23 protein-coding genes and 1 pseudogene are annotated in these 21,292 nt (G+C 59.4%); 15 read left to right on the top strand and 9 right to left on the bottom strand.

Going from position 1 to position 21,292, the window contains the following annotated elements:
* The first annotated feature begins 10 nt into the window (after positions 1-10).
* The 6 genes from fadB to LOY28_RS20160 all read left to right on the top strand — a co-directional run bounded on the left by fadB (position 11) and on the right by LOY28_RS20160 (position 7,484).
* A complete protein-coding gene (gene fadB, locus LOY28_RS20185) occupies positions 11-2,158 on the top strand; it encodes a fatty acid oxidation complex subunit alpha FadB (protein WP_018925315.1) in 2,148 nt (715 codons plus the stop codon).
* A gap of 30 nt (positions 2,159-2,188) precedes the next feature.
* Positions 2,189-3,364: an acetyl-CoA C-acyltransferase FadA gene (gene fadA / locus LOY28_RS20180; protein WP_007933190.1), complete on the top strand. Its 1,176-nt coding sequence runs from the start codon at positions 2,189-2,191 to the stop codon at positions 3,362-3,364.
* A gap of 99 nt (positions 3,365-3,463) precedes the next feature.
* Complete coding sequence (locus LOY28_RS20175; RefSeq protein WP_007933188.1) at positions 3,464-3,700, top strand: DUF1653 domain-containing protein; 237 nt, start codon at positions 3,464-3,466, stop codon at positions 3,698-3,700.
* Positions 3,701-3,814: 114 nt separating this feature from the next.
* Positions 3,815-6,442, top strand: a complete 2,628-nt coding sequence (gene topA / locus LOY28_RS20170) for a type I DNA topoisomerase (protein WP_258612438.1) — start codon at positions 3,815-3,817, stop codon at positions 6,440-6,442.
* Positions 6,443-6,584: 142 nt separating this feature from the next.
* Complete coding sequence (locus LOY28_RS20165) at positions 6,585-7,109, top strand: DUF6586 family protein (RefSeq protein WP_064619098.1); 525 nt, start codon at positions 6,585-6,587, stop codon at positions 7,107-7,109.
* 141 nt (positions 7,110-7,250) lie between these two features.
* Complete coding sequence (locus LOY28_RS20160) at positions 7,251-7,484, top strand: hypothetical protein (RefSeq protein WP_007933173.1); 234 nt, start codon at positions 7,251-7,253, stop codon at positions 7,482-7,484.
* 94 nt (positions 7,485-7,578) lie between these two features.
* Here the strand turns inward: LOY28_RS20160 and sulA are convergent, their stop codons facing one another.
* Both sulA and lexA read right to left on the bottom strand, forming a co-directional pair.
* A complete protein-coding gene (gene sulA, locus LOY28_RS20155) occupies positions 7,579-8,052 on the bottom strand; it encodes an SOS-induced cell division inhibitor SulA (RefSeq protein ID WP_018925320.1) in 474 nt (157 codons plus the stop codon).
* A 10-nt stretch (positions 8,053-8,062) separates the two neighbouring features.
* The gene (gene lexA / locus LOY28_RS20150; RefSeq protein WP_026286346.1) at positions 8,063-8,671 is read right to left on the bottom strand and encodes a transcriptional repressor LexA; all 609 of its coding nucleotides are present in this window, start codon (positions 8,669-8,671) and stop codon (positions 8,063-8,065) included.
* Positions 8,672-8,901: 230 nt separating this feature from the next.
* On the opposite strand from lexA, the gene LOY28_RS20145 reads away from it, so the two are divergent.
* The 5 genes and pseudogenes from LOY28_RS20145 (at position 8,902) to LOY28_RS20125 (ending at position 12,386) form a co-directional block, all read left to right on the top strand.
* A complete protein-coding gene (locus tag LOY28_RS20145; RefSeq protein ID WP_018925321.1) occupies positions 8,902-9,609 on the top strand; it encodes a TetR/AcrR family transcriptional regulator in 708 nt (235 codons plus the stop codon).
* Positions 9,610-9,764: 155 nt separating this feature from the next.
* Positions 9,765-10,775, top strand: coding sequence for a beta-N-acetylhexosaminidase (gene nagZ / locus LOY28_RS20140; protein WP_019579917.1), 1,011 nt, complete (start codon positions 9,765-9,767; stop codon positions 10,773-10,775).
* 12 nt (positions 10,776-10,787) lie between these two features.
* Positions 10,788-11,525: an S-methyl-5'-thioinosine phosphorylase gene (locus LOY28_RS20135; RefSeq protein WP_258612437.1), complete on the top strand. Its 738-nt coding sequence runs from the start codon at positions 10,788-10,790 to the stop codon at positions 11,523-11,525.
* Between the two features lie 11 nt (positions 11,526-11,536).
* A pseudogene (locus tag LOY28_RS20130) lies at positions 11,537-11,761 on the top strand (sigma-54-dependent Fis family transcriptional regulator); the annotation flags it as partial.
* A 370-nt stretch (positions 11,762-12,131) separates the two neighbouring features.
* Positions 12,132-12,386, top strand: a complete 255-nt coding sequence (locus LOY28_RS20125) for a DUF1652 domain-containing protein (protein ID WP_007933158.1) — start codon at positions 12,132-12,134, stop codon at positions 12,384-12,386.
* Between the two features lie 48 nt (positions 12,387-12,434).
* On the opposite strand, the gene LOY28_RS20120 is transcribed toward LOY28_RS20125, so the two are convergent.
* The 3 genes from LOY28_RS20120 to LOY28_RS20110 form a co-directional block, all read right to left on the bottom strand.
* A complete protein-coding gene (locus LOY28_RS20120) occupies positions 12,435-12,791 on the bottom strand; it encodes a hypothetical protein (RefSeq protein WP_019579919.1) in 357 nt (118 codons plus the stop codon).
* 249 nt (positions 12,792-13,040) lie between these two features.
* A complete protein-coding gene (locus tag LOY28_RS20115) occupies positions 13,041-13,442 on the bottom strand; it encodes a lysozyme inhibitor LprI family protein (protein WP_258612436.1) in 402 nt (133 codons plus the stop codon).
* Between the two features lie 59 nt (positions 13,443-13,501).
* On the bottom strand, positions 13,502-14,422 hold the full coding sequence (locus LOY28_RS20110) for an ADP-ribosylglycohydrolase family protein (RefSeq protein WP_018925327.1): 921 nt from the start codon (positions 14,420-14,422) through the stop codon (positions 13,502-13,504).
* Positions 14,423-14,620: 198 nt separating this feature from the next.
* Between LOY28_RS20110 and LOY28_RS20105 the strand changes: the two genes are divergently transcribed.
* Entirely contained in the window at positions 14,621-15,109 is a 489-nt protein-coding gene (locus LOY28_RS20105; RefSeq protein WP_018925328.1) for an SRPBCC family protein, read from the top strand.
* Between the two features lie 573 nt (positions 15,110-15,682).
* On the opposite strand, the gene LOY28_RS20100 is transcribed toward LOY28_RS20105, so the two are convergent.
* A complete protein-coding gene (locus LOY28_RS20100) occupies positions 15,683-17,008 on the bottom strand; it encodes a PLP-dependent aminotransferase family protein (protein ID WP_258612435.1) in 1,326 nt (441 codons plus the stop codon).
* Between the two features lie 89 nt (positions 17,009-17,097).
* Between LOY28_RS20100 and LOY28_RS20095 the strand changes: the two genes are divergently transcribed.
* Both LOY28_RS20095 and LOY28_RS20090 read left to right on the top strand, forming a co-directional pair.
* Positions 17,098-17,727, top strand: a complete 630-nt coding sequence (locus LOY28_RS20095; RefSeq protein ID WP_018925330.1) for a LysE family translocator — start codon at positions 17,098-17,100, stop codon at positions 17,725-17,727.
* Positions 17,728-17,753: 26 nt separating this feature from the next.
* Positions 17,754-18,083: an antibiotic biosynthesis monooxygenase gene (locus tag LOY28_RS20090; RefSeq protein WP_018925331.1), complete on the top strand. Its 330-nt coding sequence runs from the start codon at positions 17,754-17,756 to the stop codon at positions 18,081-18,083.
* A 37-nt stretch (positions 18,084-18,120) separates the two neighbouring features.
* Here LOY28_RS20090 and inhA read toward each other — a convergent pair whose 3' ends face one another.
* Entirely contained in the window at positions 18,121-18,807 is a 687-nt protein-coding gene (inhA, locus tag LOY28_RS20085; RefSeq protein ID WP_064619088.1) for an isonitrile hydratase, read from the bottom strand.
* A 90-nt stretch (positions 18,808-18,897) separates the two neighbouring features.
* Here inhA and LOY28_RS20080 point away from each other — a divergent pair, with 90 nt between their 5' ends.
* Positions 18,898-19,890, top strand: a complete 993-nt coding sequence (locus LOY28_RS20080) for a GlxA family transcriptional regulator (protein WP_258612434.1) — start codon at positions 18,898-18,900, stop codon at positions 19,888-19,890.
* Here the strand turns inward: LOY28_RS20080 and LOY28_RS20075 are convergent.
* Both LOY28_RS20075 and LOY28_RS20070 read right to left on the bottom strand, forming a co-directional pair.
* Positions 19,859-20,749 (bottom strand): alpha/beta fold hydrolase, encoded by an 891-nt coding sequence (locus LOY28_RS20075; protein WP_258612433.1) that lies wholly within the window; start codon positions 20,747-20,749, stop codon positions 19,859-19,861. The genes LOY28_RS20080 and LOY28_RS20075 overlap by 32 nt on opposite strands.
* Before the next feature lie 57 nt (positions 20,750-20,806).
* Entirely contained in the window at positions 20,807-21,193 is a 387-nt protein-coding gene (locus tag LOY28_RS20070) for a hypothetical protein (protein WP_064619081.1), read from the bottom strand.
* Positions 21,194-21,292: the final 99 nt, after the last annotated feature.

Raw genomic sequence — 21,292 nt, 5'->3', positions numbered from 1 at the left:
AGATCAGTTGATGATTTACGAAGGTAAAGCCATCACGGTTAAGGCTCTTGAAAGTGGCATCGTCGAACTGAAGTTCGACCTCAAGGGTGAGTCCGTCAACAAGTTCAACCGTCTTACCCTGAACGAGCTGCGTCAGGCTGTAGACACCATCAAGGCAGATGCTTCGATCAAGGGTGTGATCGTCAGCAGTGGCAAGGACGTATTCATCGTCGGCGCCGACATCACCGAATTCGTCGACAACTTCAAGCTGCCGGATGCCGAGCTTGTTGCTGGCAACCTCGAAGCCAACAAGATTTTCAGCGATTTCGAAGACCTCAACGTCCCGACTGTTGCCGCGATCAATGGCATCGCACTGGGTGGCGGTCTGGAAATGTGCCTGGCGGCGGATTTCCGCGTCATGGCCAGCACCGCCAAAATCGGTCTGCCGGAAGTCAAGCTGGGCATCTACCCAGGCTTCGGTGGTACCGTGCGCCTGCCGCGCATCATCGGTGCCGACAACGCCATCGAATGGATTGCCGCCGGTAAGGAAAACCGCGCTGAAGACGCACTGAAAGTCGGTGCCGTCGACGCGGTGGTCGACTCGCAGAAGTTGCACGAAGCGGCGCTGAACCTGATCAAAGGCGCCATCTCCGGTACGTTTGACTACAAGGCCAAGCGTCAGCCGAAGCTCGAAAAGCTCAAGCTCAACGCCATCGAACAAATGATGTCGTTCGAAACCGCCAAAGGTTTCGTGGCCGGCCAAGCAGGCCCGAACTACCCGGCGCCGGTCGAAGCGATCAAGACCATCCAGAAAGCTGCGAACTTCGGTCGCGACAAGGCCCTGGAAGTCGAAGCCGCCGGTTTCGTCAAACTGGCCAAGACCTCTGCCGCACAGAGCTTGATCGGTCTGTTCCTGAACGATCAGGAGCTGAAGAAAAAGGCCAAGGCCTACGACGAAATCGCCAAGGAAGTGAAGCAGGCCGCCGTATTGGGCGCCGGCATCATGGGTGGCGGTATCGCTTATCAGTCGGCCTCCAAAGGCACGCCGATCCTGATGAAGGACATCAACGAGCACGGTATCGAGCAAGGTCTGGCCGAAGCCGCCAAGCTGCTGGTTGGCCGCGTTGATAAAGGTCGCATGACCCCGGCGAAGATGGCCGAAGTGCTCAACGGCATTCGTCCGACCCTGTCCTACGGCGATTTCGGTCACGTCGACCTGGTGGTCGAAGCCGTGGTCGAGAACCCGAAGGTCAAGCAAGCCGTTCTGGCCGAAGTCGAAGACAAGGTCAAAGAGGACACCATTCTGGCGTCCAACACCTCGACCATTTCCATCACCTTGCTGGCCAAAGCCCTCAAGCGTCCGGAAAACTTCGTCGGCATGCACTTCTTCAACCCGGTGCACATGATGCCGCTGGTTGAAGTGATCCGTGGCGAGAAGTCCAGCGAAGTGGCCGTTGCCACCACCGTTGCCTACGCCAAGAAAATGGGCAAGAACCCGATCGTCGTCAACGACTGCCCGGGCTTCCTGGTCAACCGTGTGCTGTTCCCGTACTTCGGCGGTTTCGCCAAGCTGGTCAGCGCCGGCGTGGACTTCGTCCGCATCGACAAGGTCATGGAGAAGTTCGGCTGGCCAATGGGCCCGGCATACCTGATGGACGTGGTCGGCATCGACACCGGCCACCATGGTCGTGACGTCATGGCTGAAGGCTTCCCGGATCGCATGAAGGACGATCGCCGTTCGGCCGTCGACGTGCTCTATGAAGCCAAGCGCCTGGGCCAGAAAAATGGCAAGGGTTTCTACGCCTACGAGACCGACAAGCGCGGCAAGCAGAAGAAAGTCGCCGATCCGTCGGTGCTGGAAGTGCTCAAGCCGATCGTTTTCCAACAGCTCGAAGTCACTGACGAAGACATCATCAACTGGATGATGATCCCGCTGTGCCTGGAAACCGTGCGCTGCCTGGAAGACGGCATCGTCGAAACCGCCGCCGAAGCCGACATGGGTCTGGTCTACGGTATTGGTTTCCCTCCATTCCGTGGCGGTGCGCTGCGCTACATCGATTCGATCGGTGTTGCAGAGTTCGTTGCCCTGGCTGACCAGTACGCTGATTTGGGCGCGCTGTACCACCCGACCGCGAAGCTGCGTGAAATGGCCAAGAACGGTCAGAGCTTCTTCGGTTAAGCGCCCACACTAGAGCGAGAGTGAAAGTATATGAGCTTGAATCCTAGAGACGTCGTGATTGTCGACTTCGGTCGTACGCCGATGGGCCGCTCCAAGGGCGGCATGCACCGCAACACCCGCGCCGAAGACATGTCGGCACACCTGATCAGCAAATTGCTGGAACGCAACGTCAAGGTCGACCCGAGCGAAGTCGAAGACGTGATCTGGGGCTGCGTTAACCAGACCCTGGAACAGGGCTGGAACATCGCCCGCATGGCGTCCCTGATGACTCAGATTCCACACACCTCGGCCGGCCAGACCGTCAGCCGTCTGTGTGGCTCGTCGATGAGTGCGCTGCACACTGCCGCGCAAGCAATCATGACCGGCAACGGTGACGTGTTCGTCGTTGGCGGCGTCGAGCATATGGGTCATGTGAGCATGATGCACGGTGTCGATCCGAACCCGCACATGTCCCTGTACGCGGCGAAAGCCTCGGGCATGATGGGCCTGACTGCGGAAATGCTCGGCAAAATGCACGGCATTACTCGCGAACAGCAGGACGCCTTTGGCGTGCGCTCCCACCAACTCGCCCACAAGGCGACCGTGGAAGGCAAGTTCAAGGACGAAATCATCCCGATGCAGGGCTACGACGAGAACGGTTTCCTGAAACTGTTCGACTACGACGAAACCATTCGTCCGGAAACCACCCTGGAAAGCCTGGCGGCTCTGAAACCAGCGTTTAATCCGAAGGGCGGCACCGTGACCGCTGGTACTTCGTCGCAGATCACCGACGGTGCTTCGTGCATGATCGTGATGTCGGCACAGCGTGCCCAGGACCTGGGCATCCAGCCGCTGGCGGTGATTCGCTCGATGGCAGTGGCAGGTGTGGACCCGGCGATCATGGGCTATGGTCCAGTACCGGCAACGCAGAAAGCATTGAAGCGCGCGGGTCTTGGCATCAACGATATCGACTTCTTCGAGCTCAACGAAGCTTTCGCTGCACAGGCCCTGCCAGTGCTGAAAGATTTGAAAGTGCTCGACAAGATGAACGAGAAGGTTAACCTGCACGGCGGCGCGATCGCCCTGGGTCACCCGTTCGGTTGCTCCGGTGCACGTATTTCGGGCACCTTGCTGAACGTGATGAAGCAGAATGGCGGCACCTTCGGGGTGGCTACCATGTGCATTGGTCTCGGCCAAGGTATCTCCACCGTCTTCGAACGCGTTTAAGCGTTTCGTCGATGGAAGCCGGGGCCAAGTGCCCCGGTTTTTGTTTTTCCGGATTTATTTTTGTTTTTATTTTGAAAAAATTTGAGTGAGGGCCAAAGCATGCCGATACAACCTGGGCTCTACCAACATTACAAAGGTCCGCAGTACCGCGTATTCAGTGTTGCGCGGCATTCGGAGACCGAAGAAGAAGTAGTCTTCTACCAAGCCCTGTATGGCGATTACGGCTTTTGGGTACGTCCCTTGAGCATGTTCCTGGAGTCGGTCGAGGTTGACGGCGAACAGGTGCCACGCTTTGCTTTGGTGCAAGCCGAACCGAGCATTTTTCCGCAGCCATAAGGGGAGTGCGCGCAGAACCCTGCGCTTGACCTCACCTTGTAGCCACTATATATAGCGGTGCCGCGTCAGGCGCCAACCGCCTTTCACTTCTAGAATTCAGGAATTTTCTGATCCATGGGCAAATCGCTGGTCATTGTGGAATCCCCGGCTAAGGCCAAGACCATCAACAAGTATCTGGGTAACCAATACGTGGTGAAGTCGAGTATCGGCCATATCCGAGACCTGCCCACCAGCGGTTCGGCTAGCGCCAGCAAAGAGCCTGCCGCCAAGCGTGGCAAGGCCGCCGCAGGCGAAGGTCCGGTGCTCACGCCGAAAGAGAAAGCGCGCAAGCAGCTGGTCTCGCGCATGGGTGTCGATCCCGATCATGGCTGGAAAGCCAAGTACGAGATCCTCCCGGGCAAGGAAAAGGTTATCGAAGAGCTGCGCCGGCTCGCCAAAGATGCTGACACCATCTATCTCGCAACCGACTTGGATCGCGAGGGGGAAGCCATTGCCTGGCACCTGCGCGAAGCCATCGGTGGTGACGACAGCCGCTACAAGCGCGTGGTGTTCAACGAAATCACCAAAAAAGCGATCCAGGAAGCTTTCTCCCAGCCGGGCGAGCTGGACATCGATCGCGTAAACGCTCAGCAGGCGCGTCGCTTCCTCGACCGCGTGGTGGGTTACATGGTTTCGCCGCTGCTGTGGGCCAAGGTTGCTCGTGGCCTGTCCGCCGGTCGCGTGCAATCGGTTGCCGTGAAGCTGGTGGTTGAGCGTGAGCGCGAAATCCGCGCGTTCAACCCGGAAGAGTACTGGGAAGTTCACGCTGACCTCGGCACCGCCAAGGGCGCGACTGTGCGCTTCGACGTGGCTCGCGAGAAAGGCGAAGCCTTCAAGCCGCTCAACGAAGCCCAGGCCATGGCCGCGCTGGAGAAGCTCAAGGCTTCCAGCTACAGCATCGTCAAGCGCGAAGACAAACCGACCAGCAGCAAGCCGTCGGCACCGTTCATCACCTCCACCCTGCAGCAGGCCGCGAGCAACCGCCTGGGCTTCGGTGTGAAGAAAACCATGATGATGGCCCAGCGTCTGTACGAAGCCGGCTACATCACTTATATGCGTACCGACTCCACCAACCTCTCGGCCGATGCCGTGACGATGGCGCGTACTTATATTGAAGGCGAATTCGGCAAGAAGTACCTGCCGGAAACCCCGAACGTCTACAGCAGCAAGGAAGGCGCACAAGAGGCTCACGAAGCGATTCGTCCGTCTGACGCCAATACCGAGCCAAGCAAGCTGTCGGGCATGGAGCGTGATGCCGAGCGGCTTTACGAGCTGATCTGGCGCCAGTTCCTCGCCTGCCAGATGCTGCCGGCCCAATACCTGTCGACCACGGTCACCGTCGGTGCCGGTGACTTCGAGTTGCGCGCCAAGGGCCGCATCCTGAAGTTCGACGGTTACACTCGCGTCATGCCGCAAATCACCAAGCCTGGCGATGACGACGTGCTGCCGGACATGGCCCAGGGCGATGCGATGAAGCTGATCAAGCTTGATCCGACCCAGCACTTCACCAAGCCGCCGGCGCGTTACTCGGAAGCGAGCCTGGTAAAGGAAATGGAAAAACGCGGCATCGGTCGTCCTTCGACCTACGCGGCGATCATTTCGACCATCCAGGACCGCGGCTACGTGGCGCTGCACAACCGTCGTTTCTATTCGGAAAAGATGGGCGACATCGTCACCGAGCGTCTGGCCGAGAGCTTCTCCAATCTCATGGACTACGGCTTCACCGCCGGCATGGAAGAGAATCTCGATGACGTGGCCCAGGGTGAGCGCGACTGGAAAAACGTGCTCGACGAGTTCTACGGCGACTTCAAGAAGAAACTCGAAGTGGCCGAAAGCGCCGAAGGCGGCATGCGCGCCAACCAGCCGGTAATGACTGATATTCCATGTGTGGTGTGCGGTCGTCCGATGCAGATTCGTACTGCATCGACCGGCGTGTTTCTCGGTTGCTCGGGCTACAGCCTGCCGCCAAAAGAGCGCTGCAAGGCCACCGTCAACCTGGTGCCGGGCGACGAAATCGCTGCGGACGACGAGGGCGAGTCGGAGTCGCTGGTTCTGCGCGGCAAGCACCGTTGCCCGATCTGCAGCACGGCGATGGACGCTTACCTGCTCGACGAGAAGCGCAAGCTGCACATCTGCGGTAACAACCCGGATTGCGCAGGCTACGAGATCGAAGAGGGCGCTTACCGCATCAAGGGCTACGAAGGTCCGATCCTGGAATGCGACAAGTGCGGCAGCGAGATGCAGCTCAAGACCGGCCGTTTCGGCAAGTTCTTCGGTTGCACCAACGCAACCTGCAAGAACACCCGCAAGCTGCTGAAAAGCGGTGATGCGGCGCCGCCGAAGATGGATCCGGTGAAGATGCCTGAGCTCAAATGCGAAAAGGTCAACGACACCTATATCCTGCGTGACGGTGCTTCCGGCCTGTTCCTGGCGGCCAGCCAGTTCCCGAAAAACCGCGAGACCCGTGCGCCATTGGTCGTCGAGATCGTGCCGCACAAGGATGAGATCGATCCGAAGTACCACTTCCTCTGCGAAGCACCGAAGAAAGATCCTGACGGTCTGCCAGCAGTGATCCGTTACAGCCGCAAGACCAAAGAGCAATACGTGCAGACGGAAGTCGACGGTAAGCCGACTGGCTGGAAAGCGTATTACGATGGTGGCAAGTGGACGGTTGAAGACAAGCGTCCAGCAGCCAAGGCTTAAAAGCCGCTGCACATAAAAAGGCCGCATGACAACCCTCGGGTTTTCATGCGGCCTTTTTGTTTTGGGCTTGCGGTGAGCTTGGGTGATCCATGACACTGTCAGACCTGCGTGAAGCAATTATTTCGTTGTGGAGGCTGCCGTCATGGCCCACGAACTCTATACCCGTACCAACCAGAAAATTTATTTCGCCGGCTTGTCGCTGGAAGCGCTCGCCAAGGCCGAAGAGGGGCGAGCGATGAACTCCCTGGCGCTGATTCAGGCCGGTCGCGAATCGGCGTTGTTTCACCTGTACGGGGCGCTGTTGGGGCTGTGCCATGAAATCGCCGGTTTCTATCGCTTGCCTCAGGCCAATGCGCCACGGGCAGAGATGCTGCTGACCCGCGAAGTACTCGAAACCATCGCTATTCCGGAAATGGCCGAGATGGTCGAGTTGGCGCAAAACCCTGAAACCTGGCTGGCCAAGCTGCTGTCGGCTTATGCCGCACTGTTTCAACCGCCGCGTGCTCCACACAAGCCCAAGGGTGATGTGACGCAGCCGCTTATTCTGGCCGTCAACCTGGACGAAGAAGAGGCGTCTGAAGAGCTGAGCCGGGAAGAACTGGAGAGCTGGCGCCAGAATCTGAAAAGCTTGGCGATCCGGTTTCGCGACGGGCTGAACGAGTGCTGAAAGATTGAGTGCTCGGTGAATGGTCCGCTCAAGGAAGCGTGATGTCAGAAATTTCTCTTCGTGATGGCATCTGGTCAAGATCCTGAGCGAAGCTTGGCCGATGCCTATATAATCCCTGCCTTTCGTGGAGAACAGTCCTTTATGCCAACGTCCTTTCTAGAAATTGTCGAGTTACCAGACGGCCGAATCGAGCTGCGTAGGGCCGAGGACGAGGGTTCTCTGGTTACTTTGGATTTCTCCGAGGATGCCAAGGCTTTCCTGCAAGGCCAGCACGTGGAAGTCGCCAAGGCGATGTTGAGCGTCGGTGTTCAGATGGCAGGACGCCTGGTTGAAGGCGAATTTGATAAGGAAGAGGGGCCACGGGTTCTTCATTGATCCCGCCCGTCGGATTTTGCGGATACCTCTACAGACCGGCTTCTCTATCCTTGGAGAAGCCCCGCGCTGTTCAGTGCAAACACTGTTTTGTCAGTTAACCCAGCCGAATATTCAGACTTTGCGCATCCCCGGTACGGGCGGCGCTGATCAGCTGTTGCCGCGACGATGTGCTCAACGGGTTTAGCCAGCTGACGACCGTATGGCTGCGGCCAAGTCGCAAAGCTTCACAGGTCAGCTGCTGAGCGCTCTGTGTGCCGCGTGGTTGCAGCAGCAGAATGCGTTCACGGTTCAGGCCGGCGTCTCGCAGCCAGGCCTGGGTCAGGCTGGCGGGCGGGGCGATCAGCGTCAGCCAGCGAGCGTCCTGATCCTGGCTCAGCTCCCTGAGGATTGGTGCCAGAAGGTTCAGGCAGTTCCCGGCCGCGCCACGCAATGACAGCTCGCTGAAGACTTCGGGCTCGGCGCTCCAGGGCGACTCGACCACTTCTTTCAGGATCGGCGCCAGCGGCTGCGCCATGAATGCCTCGAACAACGGCAGTTGGGCTTGCTGTGAAGTGTGTGGGAACTGCATAAAGCCTCCTTTAGCGGCGAATCACGCCGACGCTCAAGCCTTCGATCACCAGTTCCTGATCTTTCAGGTTGACTTCGATAGGGGCAAATTCAGGGTTTTCGGCAATCAGCCAGACTTTGCTGCCGTCGCGCTTGAAGCGCTTGACGGTCACTTCGTCGCCAATCCGCGCCACCACGATCTGACCGTTACGGGCTTCGCGGGTGGTATGGACGGCCAGTAGGTCTCCGTCGAAAATGCCGACGTCCTTCATGCTCATGCCATGGACCCGCAACAGATAGTCAGCGCGAGGGTGGAAGAACGAAGGGTTGATGTTGCAGGATTCTTCGATGTGCTGCTGGGCGAGGATCGGAGCGCCTGCTGCCACTCGGCCGATGATCGGCAGGGTAGAATCGTCGGCCTTGGCTTCGAAGCCGGGGATGCGAATGCCACGGGAGGCGCCCGGGGTCATCTCGATCGCGCCCTTGCGGGCCAGTGCCTTGAGGTGTTCTTCCGCCGCGTTGGGCGACTTGAAGCCCAGTTCCTGAGCGATTTCCGCGCGGGTTGGCGGGTAGCCGTTGTCTTCGAGGCAGCGTTTGATGAAGGCCAGAATCTCTGCTTGGCGTGGCGTCAGCTTTAGCATATTGATCGCTCTGTCTTTTTATACAGTGACTGGGATTATATACAGTGAACCGGTCTTGGCAATGCCCCTTTTTTTGCCGGCCGCTGGACGGTCATTCAGCTCGCCGATTGAAGCGCCAGTGTTGTATGGTTAAATAGCTGACCGACCATTCCCAAAACGAACCCGCCAGACTTGACAAGGCCTGGGCTGAAACGTATGTTTCAAACAAGTGTTTGTCAGGCGGAGTAGCCATGGCCCAGTCGGAAACCGTTGAACGCATTCTCGATGCTGCCGAGCAATTGTTCGCGGAAAAAGGTTTCGCTGAAACCTCGTTGCGTCTGATCACCAGCAAGGCCGGTGTCAATCTGGCGGCGGTGAACTATCACTTCGGATCGAAGAAGGCGCTGATTCAAGCGGTCTTCTCGCGTTTTCTCGGGCCGTTCTGCCTCAGTCTCGATAAAGAGCTGGAGCGCCGTCAGGCCAAACCCGAGAACAAACCGACCCTCGAAGAATTGCTGGAGATCCTCGTCGAGCAAGCCTTGGTGGTGCAACCACGCAGCGGCAACGACCTGTCCATCTTCATGCGTTTGCTGGGGCTGGCTTTCAGTCAGAGCCAAGGGCACTTGCGTCGTTATCTGGAAGACATGTACGGCAAGGTTTTCCGCCGCTACATGCTGCTGGTCAACGAAGCCGCGCCACGCATTCCTCCGATCGAACTGTTCTGGCGCGTGCACTTCATGCTCGGTGCAGCGGCATTCAGCATGTCGGGGATCAAGGCCTTGCGTGCGATTGCCGAGACCGATTTCGGCGTCAACACTTCCATCGAGCAAGTGATGCGTCTGATGGTGCCATTCCTGGCTGCGGGCATGCGTGCCGAAACCGGCGTCACCGACACCGCCATGGCCGCCGCGCAATTGCGTCCGCGCAGTAAATCGACTCCGGTAGCCGCCAAGGTTTAACCGCACACGGGTGGGCGCGGTGGCGGACATCCGCTAAGCTAGGCGCCCATGCCGACTCTCGTTTTGAACCCCCTCATTGATATCGCCGACCTGCCGGGCTTAGCCCATGGCGGCGAATTCGTGCGAGCCGGGTTTATCGTATTCAAGGAATTTCCATGACTGCTGGCCTGCAAGGCTCGTTGATGGTGGACGTCGCCGGTACCTGGCTGACGTCTGAAGATCGCCAATTGTTGCGCCAGCCCGAAGTGGGCGGCCTGATCATTTTTGCCCGCAACATCGAACACCCGCGTCAGGTGCGCGAATTGAGCGCCGCGATCCGCGCCATTCGTCCCGATCTGCTGCTGGCGGTCGACCAGGAGGGCGGTCGGGTTCAGCGGCTGCGTCAGGGCTTCGTGCGACTGCCCGCCATGCGCGCCATCGCCGACAACCCGAATGCCGAATACCTGGCCGAACAGTGCGGCTGGATCATGGCGACCGAAGTGCTCGCGGTCGGTCTCGACCTGAGCTTCGCCCCGGTGCTGGATCTGGATTACCAGCGCAGTGCGGTGGTCGGTACCCGTTCGTTCGAAGGTGATCCCGAGCGCGCAGCCTTGCTCGCCGGTGCTTTCATCCGCGGCATGAACAGCGCCGGGATGGCTGCCACCGGCAAGCATTTCCCCGGTCATGGCTGGGCCGAGGCCGATTCCCACGTTGCGATTCCCAACGACGAGCGCAGCCTCGAAGAGATCCGCGCCAACGACCTGGTGCCATTCGCGCGATTGAGCAAGCAATTGGCCGCCGTCATGCCGGCCCACGTTATTTATCCACAAGTCGATTCCCAGCCTGCCGGCTTCTCCCGTCGCTGGTTGCAGGACATCCTGCGCGGCGAGCTGCAGTTTGATGGCGTGATCTTCAGTGACGACCTGTCGATGGCCGGTGCGCACGTGGTGGGCGATGCCGCCAGTCGCATCGAAGCGGCATTGACCGCCGGTTGCGACATGGGCCTGGTGTGCAACGACCGTGCGGCTGCCGAGTTGGCTTTGAGTGCCGCCCAGCGGTTGAAGGTCAAGCCTTCGGCGCGTATAGCGCGGATGCGTGGGCAGGCGTACGCCAGCACCGAATACCGTCAAGACCCGCGCTGGCTGACGGCCGTCGGCGCGCTCAAAGAAGCTCAATTGATTGATTAAGGACTTTTCGTTATGACGGTTTACGCGATTATCGGTGGCACCGGCCTGACTCAACTCGAAGGCTTGAGCATTCGTCAGTCATTGGCGGTGGACACCCCTTACGGTGTGCCTTCGGCCGAGGTGCAGATCGGTGAGTACGCCGGCAAGGAAGTGCTGTTTCTCGCACGTCACGGCCACCCGCACCGCTTCCCGCCGCATCAGGTGAACTACCGCGCCAATCTGTGGGCCTTGAAGCAGGCCGGAGCTGAAGCGATTCTCGCGGTCAACGCCGTGGGCGGGATTCATGCCGCGATGGGCACCGGGCATTTCTGCGTGCCGCATCAATTGATCGACTACACCAGCGGTCGCGAACACACCTATTTCGCCGATGACCTGGAACACGTTACACACATCGACTTCAGCTATCCCTACAGCGAACCCCTGCGTCAGCGATTAATCGCGGCGTTGGCGGCTGAAGGCGTCGGCTATAGCAGCCATGGCGTGTACGCCTGCACTCAAGGGCCACGTCTGGAAACAGTTGCTGAAATCGCGAGGCTGGAACGTGACGGTTGCGACATCGTCGGCATGACCGGTATGCCAGAAGCTGCATTGGCGCGTGAACTGGAACTGGACTATGCCTGTCTGGCGCTGGTGGTGAACCCCGCGGCGGGCAAATCGACGGCGGTCATTACCATGGCCGAGATTGAACAGGCACTGCATGATGGCATGGGCAAAGTGAAGTCGACGCTGGCGCGGGTATTGAAAGGCTAAGCTCGACACTCTCGAGCGCCAGTCTCGACGGGCTGCTGGCGAGCAATCGGTTGTTGATCGATGCGGCGATGCCGGCCATCGACTATCTGGCCGATCGCCAAGGCAAGGAAGGGCTGATCATCCTCGCCAATTCCGACGCCACCATCCTCGCCGTCGAAGTTCGCGCCGACCGTATCAAGGGCAGCGGCCTGCAAGACATCACCCTTGGCGCAGGGGCATGGTCTGGCCGTCGGCGGCCTCGACCCAGTCACCGCCAATGAGCATGCGCGGTGCGCGCTGGATGAACGCCGAGGTGGCGGGAAGCAGATAAGGGAGGGGCATGGCAAGACCTCTTGTTGTGCGTGAAAACGGGGGCTTGCTCAATGTTTGGCAATGGCTGTGCCAAGTGCCGGGAAGGGGCTGATCGCCCAGTGTCGGCGGGGTTTTGAGTGATGCGAGGGGGCGGGCGACTCGCTTGGAGGTGTCGCAAATCGCGACAGCCCGATGAGACGACGAGCAACCTGTCACAGCCTTGAGACACCCGCTAATGAGGATTAGAATTTTCAGGCTAAAGGGTGAAATGACGGAGCATTTGCCCGGCATCCATCTGGCGTGAGGGAGGTAGCGATGTTCCTATCACCCCTGGAAATCCAAAACATCATCGAGCAAAGTTTTCTGCCCGCCGTGTGCACCTGCAGCATGGAGGCGGACCAGTCCCTGACGATTCGGGTCTGCGATTGCATGACCGGCAAAGTGGATCTGGTGGCCACTCACATTCCGGTGTGGACACTGGACAGCCCCCATGCAATTGCTTCGCTGGTGGCTGATATGCGGTTGGAAATCGAGGCTCACAAAGGCGTTCACCCGACGTTCTACAGCTGAACCGATGTCACGCCGCACCTGTCGATGGTGCGGCGTGCGTCTGTCATGTCAGGACGGGATTTTTCGGGAAATCTCATCGAACGTGTCGCTGTCTACAGCCGCCAGCAACCTTCTTCCATCCTTGAGTGTGGCCAGAAAGGTTACCTCGGTTTCCTTGCCAGCCAACATGAAGCCGGCAATTGCGCCGATAGGCCCCAGCAACATGGCCCCCGCCACGCCGAAGCCGATGACATCCTTGATGTTGTTGATCGAATCCTCGTTGGCCACTTCTACACTCTTGAACAATGAGAGCGGGAGGGTGATGCCGGGCCACGGGTGAAGCGACGTCCTGAGCGTGAAAACGCCGTCTGTGTACTCTCCATCACCCTGCAGAAAGTCCCCCGCCAGGACCGTTATGCTTGCCATGTTCTTACCCTCTGACTGGCAATCGGTGAACCCACATTTCGCGCCTGCACTGCAGCATCGTCAATCGCCGGGCGATGAAGTGTTCCGGCCGGGGGCCTCTATGCTTGTCTCACACTGCAACAGGTATCGCGATATTAGACGCGGGCGATCTCGTTCAGACGCGCCCATAAGCCAGTTATTTCAAGTAACTGATTGATTTTTATAGTGATCGTTAAGCTGGCACGCGGCGGCCTCAAGAACGCCGCAGCATCACGCCTCAGGCACCGGGCAACTCAAATCCCCTTCCTTACACTTCAAGTAAGTCTTGAAGGCTTCGACCCGCGCCTTGGTCAGCGCCGTGGTGCAGTTGCTATAGATCAGCGGGTAAACACTGCCTCCCTCCACTCCGGACGCCGAGAACTTGCACTCGGCATCGCGAAACGCAATCCATGAGCGCTGGGCACCGACCAACAGCTTCTTGGCGTCAGGGCTGTCCTTCAATCGCGTGGTGATCTGCTGGTAAAGCGCATTCAGCTCCTTGTCGGCGGCCTTGTTCTGCTGCGCTGCGCACTGATTCATCGTCGTCTGGTCGGTGGCGTTGTCGCAGTCGACGGCATGCGCAAGAGGGGTGAACAGCAGCGGCGTCAGTGCCAGGAGCAAGCGTGGGGGCATGGGAATTCTCGCTGTGACAATTGAAAAGAGGAGGTTGCAGTGTAGCGAAGACGCAGGCTTCAGCTTGTAGAAAGGGCGCCTGAAGCCGCGAGTAACTGGTCCGCACAAACCTGGATGTCAGCGCGCCTGTGCAACTTCGCCAGCCAGCCTTCAGGGATGGCCTGCGCACCATAGTGAGCCCCGGCCAACTGACCGACGATGGCGGCAGTGGTATCGGCGTCGTCACCCAGGTTCGCGGCTTCGAGGATGGCGGCTGCAAAACTGTCAGTGTGGTGAAAGCACCACAAGGCCGCTTCCAGTGATGCAACGCAGTAGCCGCTGCCCCGGATATCGTCTTTGGACTTGTCGAGGTAGTCGCCTCGGGCGATGGCCATGACTTTTGGTTCCAGGAATATTGTCTCTGGCAGGCGCTGCAAATCCGGCTTGGTGGCGCCTAGCAATGCCTTGCGGAGCAGTTCGGCAAGCAACTGACAGCATTCAAGTGCCTCCGGCGCGGCATGGGTAGTACGCGAACTGTCTACGGAAAACGTCCTGATCCGGTCGCGGTCGGGAAAGTAGTACAAGACTACCGGCGCCAGCCGCATCAGCGAACCGTTGCCCGCCGTGTCGGGATCGGAGGAGCCTGCGAATGGCTGACCGGTTTTCTGATAACGAGCCAGCGCGTCACGTACGGTCATGCCAATGTCGAAGCATTCGCCGGTCGAACTCTGGTAACCCCATTGCCACCAGTTGAGGTAACGGCCCATCTGGTCAGCCGCATCAAAACCTTTTTTGTTCAGCAGACTTTCAGCCAGGCAAAGTGCCATGGATGTGTCATCGGTCCATTGCCCCGGCTTCAGATTGAACGGGCCGCCGCCAACCATATCGGTCAGGGGCTCGAACGAGCCGCGTGGCTGGAATTCGACACTGGTGCCGATAGCATCTGCGCAAGCAAGCCCAAACAGGGTTGCGCGATAACGCTCCGTGAGTGAAGGCTGCATGAATCTTCCTTGTAAGGTTGCACGTCGTTGCAAACGTTAGCAGTTTCAATCCGTTGACTGTGCCTTTCAAACCAGAACTTATGGCCAAAATCGAGGCCGAATATTTCAGGTACGGTTGATTGCATCAGCCGTTTGATACAACTTTTAGGTTGGTCTTCTGGTCTTTACGGGCCTACTGTTCAATACAGGAGGTGACTTATGAACCCAGCATCAGATCGCATCGAAAGGAAGATCCTGCTCAAGGCGCCGCGCTCGCGGGTCTGGCGCATGCTGGCCAATGCCGAAATGTTCGGACAATGGTTCGGCGTGGCACTCGAAGGCAAGCGCTTTGTCGCCGGCGAGTGGACCCAGGGGCAGATTACGTATCCTGGTTATGAGCACTTGTTGTGGAATGTACTGGTGGAGCGGGTCGAGCCGGAGCGGGTGTTTTCGTTTCGCTGGCACCCGTATGCGGTGGAGCCGGAAGTCGATTACTCTCAGGAGCCCACCACGCTGGTGAAATTCGAACTCCAGGACATGGACGAAGGCACGCTGTTGACGGTCGTCGAGTCCGGTTTCGATCACGTTCCCCAGTCGCGCAGGCTCAAGGCTTTCCGCATGGACAGCCGTGGCTGGGATGAGCAGATGAACAACATCGAACAGTTTCTGGCAGAAAACACCAAGGCCCACGAGCGTCAGGGAAGTTGATGGCTGCAAGCCGCGAAATTCGCGGCTTCGGCCCATGATGGTGGATACGTCCAAGGGTTTTCGGAAGGGTGGCTATAGCGAATGTCTTACACGCGGTAGTAGCTATATCGTCTATTGCTGATTGGATCCGAAGCGTAATCTAGCCCCATCAACTGAAGCACAGGAAGTGCTCAGGGTCACGGATGATCGACCATAAGCAAGGATTGCTGCCGACAGGGAGTCGATATGGTCTTGGGAAAACCCGCTTCGGCGGGTTTTTTTTCGTCTGCAGGAAACTGCGACCGATCTCCCGTACCTGTACCCGTACTAGTAGCAGCTGCCGAACGCAGCCTTCGGCAGCTGCTACAGGGGCTGCTTTCAGGTGCTGAATGGTCAATGGCTTACACGCAGCCGCTGTTATGTCGTCTTTTGAAGCTTTGCCAATGTGTTTAATCTGGATCCATCAACTGAACACAGGACGTGTTCAGGATCACGGATGATCGACCATACGCCAGGATGGCTGCCGACAGGATGTCGCAATGGTCTTGAGAAACCCGCTTAGGCGGGTTTTTTTATGGGTGTCAGAAAAGTCCGTCAGATGTCCACGACTTCGCGCAGAGTCTCCAGGGCGCGCTTCAACACGTCGAGGCTGATCGATCCCATGGCCACCCGCAGTGCAGGAGGCACATGAGTGGTCGTGGCAAAGGGTGCGGCGCTGGTCACCTGCACGCCTTTTCGTTCCAGCTCGGCAACCACCGTTTCGGCCCGCAAGCCTTCGGGCAATCTGAGCCAGAGGTAGTAGGAAGCGGGATGCGCCACCAGTTCGCAGTTTTTCAGGATTTGCCGAGCCAGGTCCTGTCGCTGCCGGGCGTCCAGGCGTTTTTGCTCTTCGAGGTTGTCGACTTCGCCGCTATCGATCCAGCGGCAGGCCAGCGCGACGGTCAGCGACGGGGTGCTCCATGTCGACACTCGGATGGCTTGCTCCAGCGCCGGCATCATCGCTTTCGGTGCAACGATGAAACCGATGCGCAGGCCCGAGGCAACGCTTTTCGACAGGCCGCTGATGTACAGCGTGCGCTGCGGGGCCAGGGTAAACAGCGGTTTGGGTGCCGGTTCTGCGAGGAAGGCATAGGCGCCGTCTTCGATGATCAGAAAGTCGTATCGCTCGGCCAATTGCACCAGGCGTTCACGGTCGGCGATGGACATCACCGTCCCCAACGGATTGTGCATCGTCGGCATGCTGTAGAGCGCCCGCACGGGGCGCCGCTTGCACAGCGCTTCCAGGGCGTCGAGGTCGGTGTGCCCGGCGATTTGCGGGAGGGCTTCGAGGTCCAGCCGATGGGCCTGGGCCAAGGTTTTCAGGCCGGGGTAGGTGAGGGCGTCGAGGGCCAGAATATCTCCCGGCTTGAGCAGTGCCATCAGCGTCACGGCAAGACCTTGCTGGGCGCCGTTGACGATCAGAACCTGATCGCCCCCCACCCGAATGTCCCGATTGCGTAAATGCCGGGCCGCCGTCTGCCGTTCATGCGGCCGCCCGCCCTGAGGCGCGGAATGCAATAGCGCATCGATATCCCCGGAGGCGGCAATCGCTCGCAAACCCTCGCGCAATAACTCGTCCTGACCGGGTACCGACGGGTAATTGAAGGTCAGGTCCACCGTGCCGATGCCCAGTGGTTGCTGTTCCAACCCCAGTCCGCGAGGCAAGGACGTGTCGCGCACAAAGGTGCCACGACCGGTCTCGCCGACCACCAGGCCGATCGCCTCCAACTCGTGATAGACCCGCAAAGCCGTGGCCAGGGCGATCCGTTCGCTCTGCATCAACGCGCGAATGGTCGGCAATTGCGTGGCGGGTGGCAGTTCACCGCTGCGAATCTTCCCGGCGAACTGATCCACCAGGCGTTTGTAGCGAATACGGGTCATGGGTGAGCGCTCTTTGTATCTGGATCAATTTTTTGTTTGTATCAGATTGGCGCTCTAATCTACAGGCTTTCCAGGACGGAGACTTCGCTGTGATTGACCCTGCGACCTTATCGATTTTCGTCGGCGCGGTGATGCTGTTGCTGCTGTCACCCGGACCGAACATGGCCTTCGTAATCAGCCATGGTGCCAGTTATGGCTGGCGCGGTGGTGTGGCGTCGGGATTGGGCATTGGTCTGGCCGATCTGATCCTGACCGCGTTGACCGCGATGGGGGTTACGGCACTGGTTGCCAGTTGGCCACCGGCCTTCGACCTGATCCGTTATGCCGGCGTTCTGTACCTGCTGTGGCTGGCGTTCAAAGCGTTGCAAAAGCCATCGGCCAGCGGCACGTCGGATGTTGCGCAGGTGCCGCTCAAGACCCTGCTGATCCGGGCGATGCTCAACAGCCTGCTGAACCCCAAGGCCTTGCTGTTTTTCATGGTGTTCCTGCCGCAATTCGTTAACGCGCAACGAGGCTCGATTGCCGTACAGCTGGTGCTGCTGGGCATGGTGCTGACCCTGGTCAGTGGCGTGTTTCACACCCTGCTCGGGGTTTTCGGCAGCACGGTCAGCCGGCGTATTTCCAGCACGTCGACATTCGCCACATGGCAGTCATTGGGGCTGGCTGCGGTATTGCTGTTGCTCGCCGTCCGGTTGGCCCTGATGACACGGCCAGCCTGACTCATTCACTGAAAAGGAACCTCTGCATGTACATCGCATCGTTTATCTACAAACCCGGGCAACGAGACGAGGAGTTCAACCTGTTGAGCACGTTGATCGACGAAGTCGCGATCAGCATCGAAGGGTTCGTCGGTACCCAGTCCTGGTGCTCGGCCGATGGCGAACTGGTCAACGCCAGTTACTACTGGCAGGACGAAACCTCTATCCGGGAATTCGCCAGCCACCCCAGGCACCTGGAGGCCAAGCGCCAGTACCGCAAGTGGTATGCGGGTTATCAAGTGGTGATCGCTAAAGTGGAGCGGGCTTATGGCGATGACTCGTTCGAGCTGTTTGTGCCGAATGGCCGGCGTGAGTGACTGGCTGCGGGGGGATAGCCCCCCGCGGCCATCTCTTTCACTGGAGGTCGAGTTTCGCCGCTGCACGTTCGGTGATTTCCGTACGTAATTTCAACGACCCGGCAGCACGTTTACGGGCTTCCTCCAGCACGCCGGCTGGCGCTGTCTCGGGGCTGCCCGAAGCAAACGGCGGTGCCGGGGCGTATTCCAGCTGCAATTGCACCAGTTGCGCGGTGTCCTTATCGAACAATTCAGCGGCCAGGGTCAGGGCAAAATCGATTCCCGCGGTGATCCCGCCACCGGTCAGCAGATTGCCGTCGCGCACCACCCGATCCTTCACCGGGATCGCCCCCAACAGCCCGAGCAACTCGTGATACGCCCAGTGCGTGGTGGCGCGCTTGCCCTTGAGCAGCCCTGCCGCGCCAAGCACCAGGGCACCGGTGCAGACCGAGGTGACATACCGCGCCGTGGCGGCCTGAGTCTTGATGAAGGCCAGGGTTTGTTCATCCTCCATCAATGGGCCGACGCCGCCACCTCCGGGAATGCAGATCACATCCAGCGGCGGGCAATCGTCGAAGGTGATGGTCGGTTTCAACACCAGCCCGGTACTCGCGGTGACGGGCACCAGGTCCTTCCAGATCAGGTGCACCTTCACGTCCGGCAGCGAGGCCAGCACGTCATAAGGGCCGGTCAGGTCCAGTTGTTGAACCTGTGGAAACAACAGTAAACCGATCTGCAACGTCATGGCGTTTTTCTCCTGATTGGGGTGGACGGCTTCACTGTAGGCTCGTAGGATTTGGCGAATACGCCAATAACCCCACGAATTACGCCAATCATGCCAAACCACCCGAAAACCATTCATGTGCTGGCCTTCGCCAACGTGCAAGTGCTCGATGTCACCGGGCCGTTGCAGGTGTTTGCCTCGGCCAACGACATTGCCCGCCAGCAAGGTCTGCCGCCGCCCTATGCACCGTCAGTGATTGCCAGCGGTGGCGGGGCGGTGATGTCGTCGGCGGGGTTGGCACTGTTGGCGGAGCCGCTGCCGGATCGGGGCAGCGACACCTTGATCATTGCCGGTGGCTGGGGCGTTTACGCGGCGGCGCAGGACGCGTCGCTGGTGGCGTGGGTGCGTGAGCATGCGCGAGATTGCCGGCGGGTGTCGTCGGTGTGTACCGGGGCGTTTTTGCTGGCGGCCAGCGGCTGGCTTGATGGTCGACGGGTGGTGACGCACTGGACCCGCTGCGAGCAATTGGCGCAGCAGCATCCCAAACTGCAGGTCGAACCCAACCCGATCTTCATCAACGACGGTCCGGTCTGGACCTCGGCCGGGGTTACCGCGGGCATTGACCTGGCGCTGGCCATGGTCGAACAAGACCTCGGCCGAACCATGGCCCTCGAAGTCGCCCGGCAACTGGTGGTGTTTCTCAAGCGTCCGGGGGGCCAGTCGCAGTTCAGCGTAACCCTGTCTTTGCAAAAAGAAGGCAACCGATTCGACGAGCTTCACGCCTGGATCAGCGAAAACCTCACCAAGGACCTTGGCATCCCGACCTTGGCCTTGCAGGCCGGGATGAGCGAGCGCAGCTTCGTCCGTCACTACCGCGCTGACACCGGCCAGACCCCGGCGCGGGCCATAGAACTGATTCGGGTCGAGACCGCGCGACGACTGCTCAGCGACACCGGCGTACCGATCAAACGGGTCGCGGTGCAATGCGGGTTTGGTAGCGAAGAGACCCTGCGCCGCAGTTTTCTGCGGGCCATGGGCGTGACACCGCAGGCTTATCGCGAGCGGTTTTCCGTCAGCCCTCCAGCAGATCCAGTAATGCCTTGAGCGTCGCCTCGGGTGCTTCCTCGGGAATGTCATGCCCGACGCCCGCCAACACTCGGTGTTCGTAGGGGCCGGTAAAATGCTCGGCGTCTTCATCGACTTCAGGCGCGGGTCCCACACCGTCATCGGCACCGCACAGGGAAATTGTCGGCACGCTGATTGCCGGTTGTCGGGTCAGCGCTTCTTCCATCCATTCCAGCGTCGGGTCGCCGGGCGCATACATGAACCGGTGCCGGTACGAGTGAATTACTACGTCGACGAAATCCGGATTATCGAAGGCTGGCGCGCTCAAGGGATATCGTTCGGCATTTTGCGCCCAGGTCGGTGACCACAGGCGCCAGAGCAGTTCGCACAGGGCCCGGCGGTTTTGGGTCAAGCCTTCCACGCCGCGCGGGGTGTGGAAGTAATACTGATACCAGAGACGATGTTCAGTCTGCGGATCCAGAGGCTGGGTGGAGCGGGGGATGTTCTGCAGGTTGTAACCGTCCCCGGTCACCAGGCAGCGCACCCGCTCCGGCCTTAGCGCCGCGACAATGCACGCCGCCCGACCGCCCCAGTCATAACCGCACAGCGCGGCCTGTTTGATGGCGAGAGCGTCCATCAGGTCCAGCAAATCCTGGGCGAGGGCGGCCTGCTGGCCAGAGCGCAGGGTGGCGGGGGAGTTGAAACGGGTCGGGCCGTAGCCGCGCAGGTACGGAACGATCACGCGGTAGCCCTTTGCGGCGAGGGCTGGCGCGATGTCGTCGTAGGCGCGGGGGGAGTAGGGGAAACCGTGGAGCAGGATGACCGGGTCACCGGTGCTGGGGCCGTGTGTTTCGCAGGCAATATCGAGGTTTGGCGTCAGGACATGTTGGGTCTGCATTCGATGCTCCATGGGCTGTCTATCAACGGATGATTCAGATCGACCCGGGCTCTTTCCTCAGGCTTCCACGTCCATCTGATTGAAGTACTTCGACCGATCCGGCGTAAATGTCACGACCATTTTGGTCCTGGAACAGGTCAACGCCCGTTCTGCGCTCAGATCAATATCCAGATCTTCCCCGCGTAATCCTTGCCATTGGGCGAGGTATTTGAGGGATCCGTATTTTTCGAGTTTCTTCAGGCTGCGGCTGACGCCACCTTTCCAACCCAGCACCGGGAGTTCGCCGGTGAGGCATTGGTGGGCGAGGTCGGGGAAGCGGGCGGCGCGCTGACGGCCGATTTCCCAGCATTTGATCAAGCCTTTGTCGGGGCCTTCCCACAGTTCAGTCCGATTCAGGCCTGATCGGAGTGGGACGTTGATGCTGCGATGGATGCGCTGGGTCATTCTGGTTCCTTGAATTCGGGTTTTGTTGGACAGCTCCGCTGTGCCCGTTGAGCGTGGATGGTAGGGATGGATGTAGGTGCTGGCAACAAGGTATTTCCG

This window comes from Pseudomonas sp. B21-017, assembly GCF_024749245.1.
GTDB lineage: Bacteria > Pseudomonadota > Gammaproteobacteria > Pseudomonadales > Pseudomonadaceae > Aquipseudomonas.
This window is presented reverse-complemented; position numbering and strand designations above follow the sequence as displayed.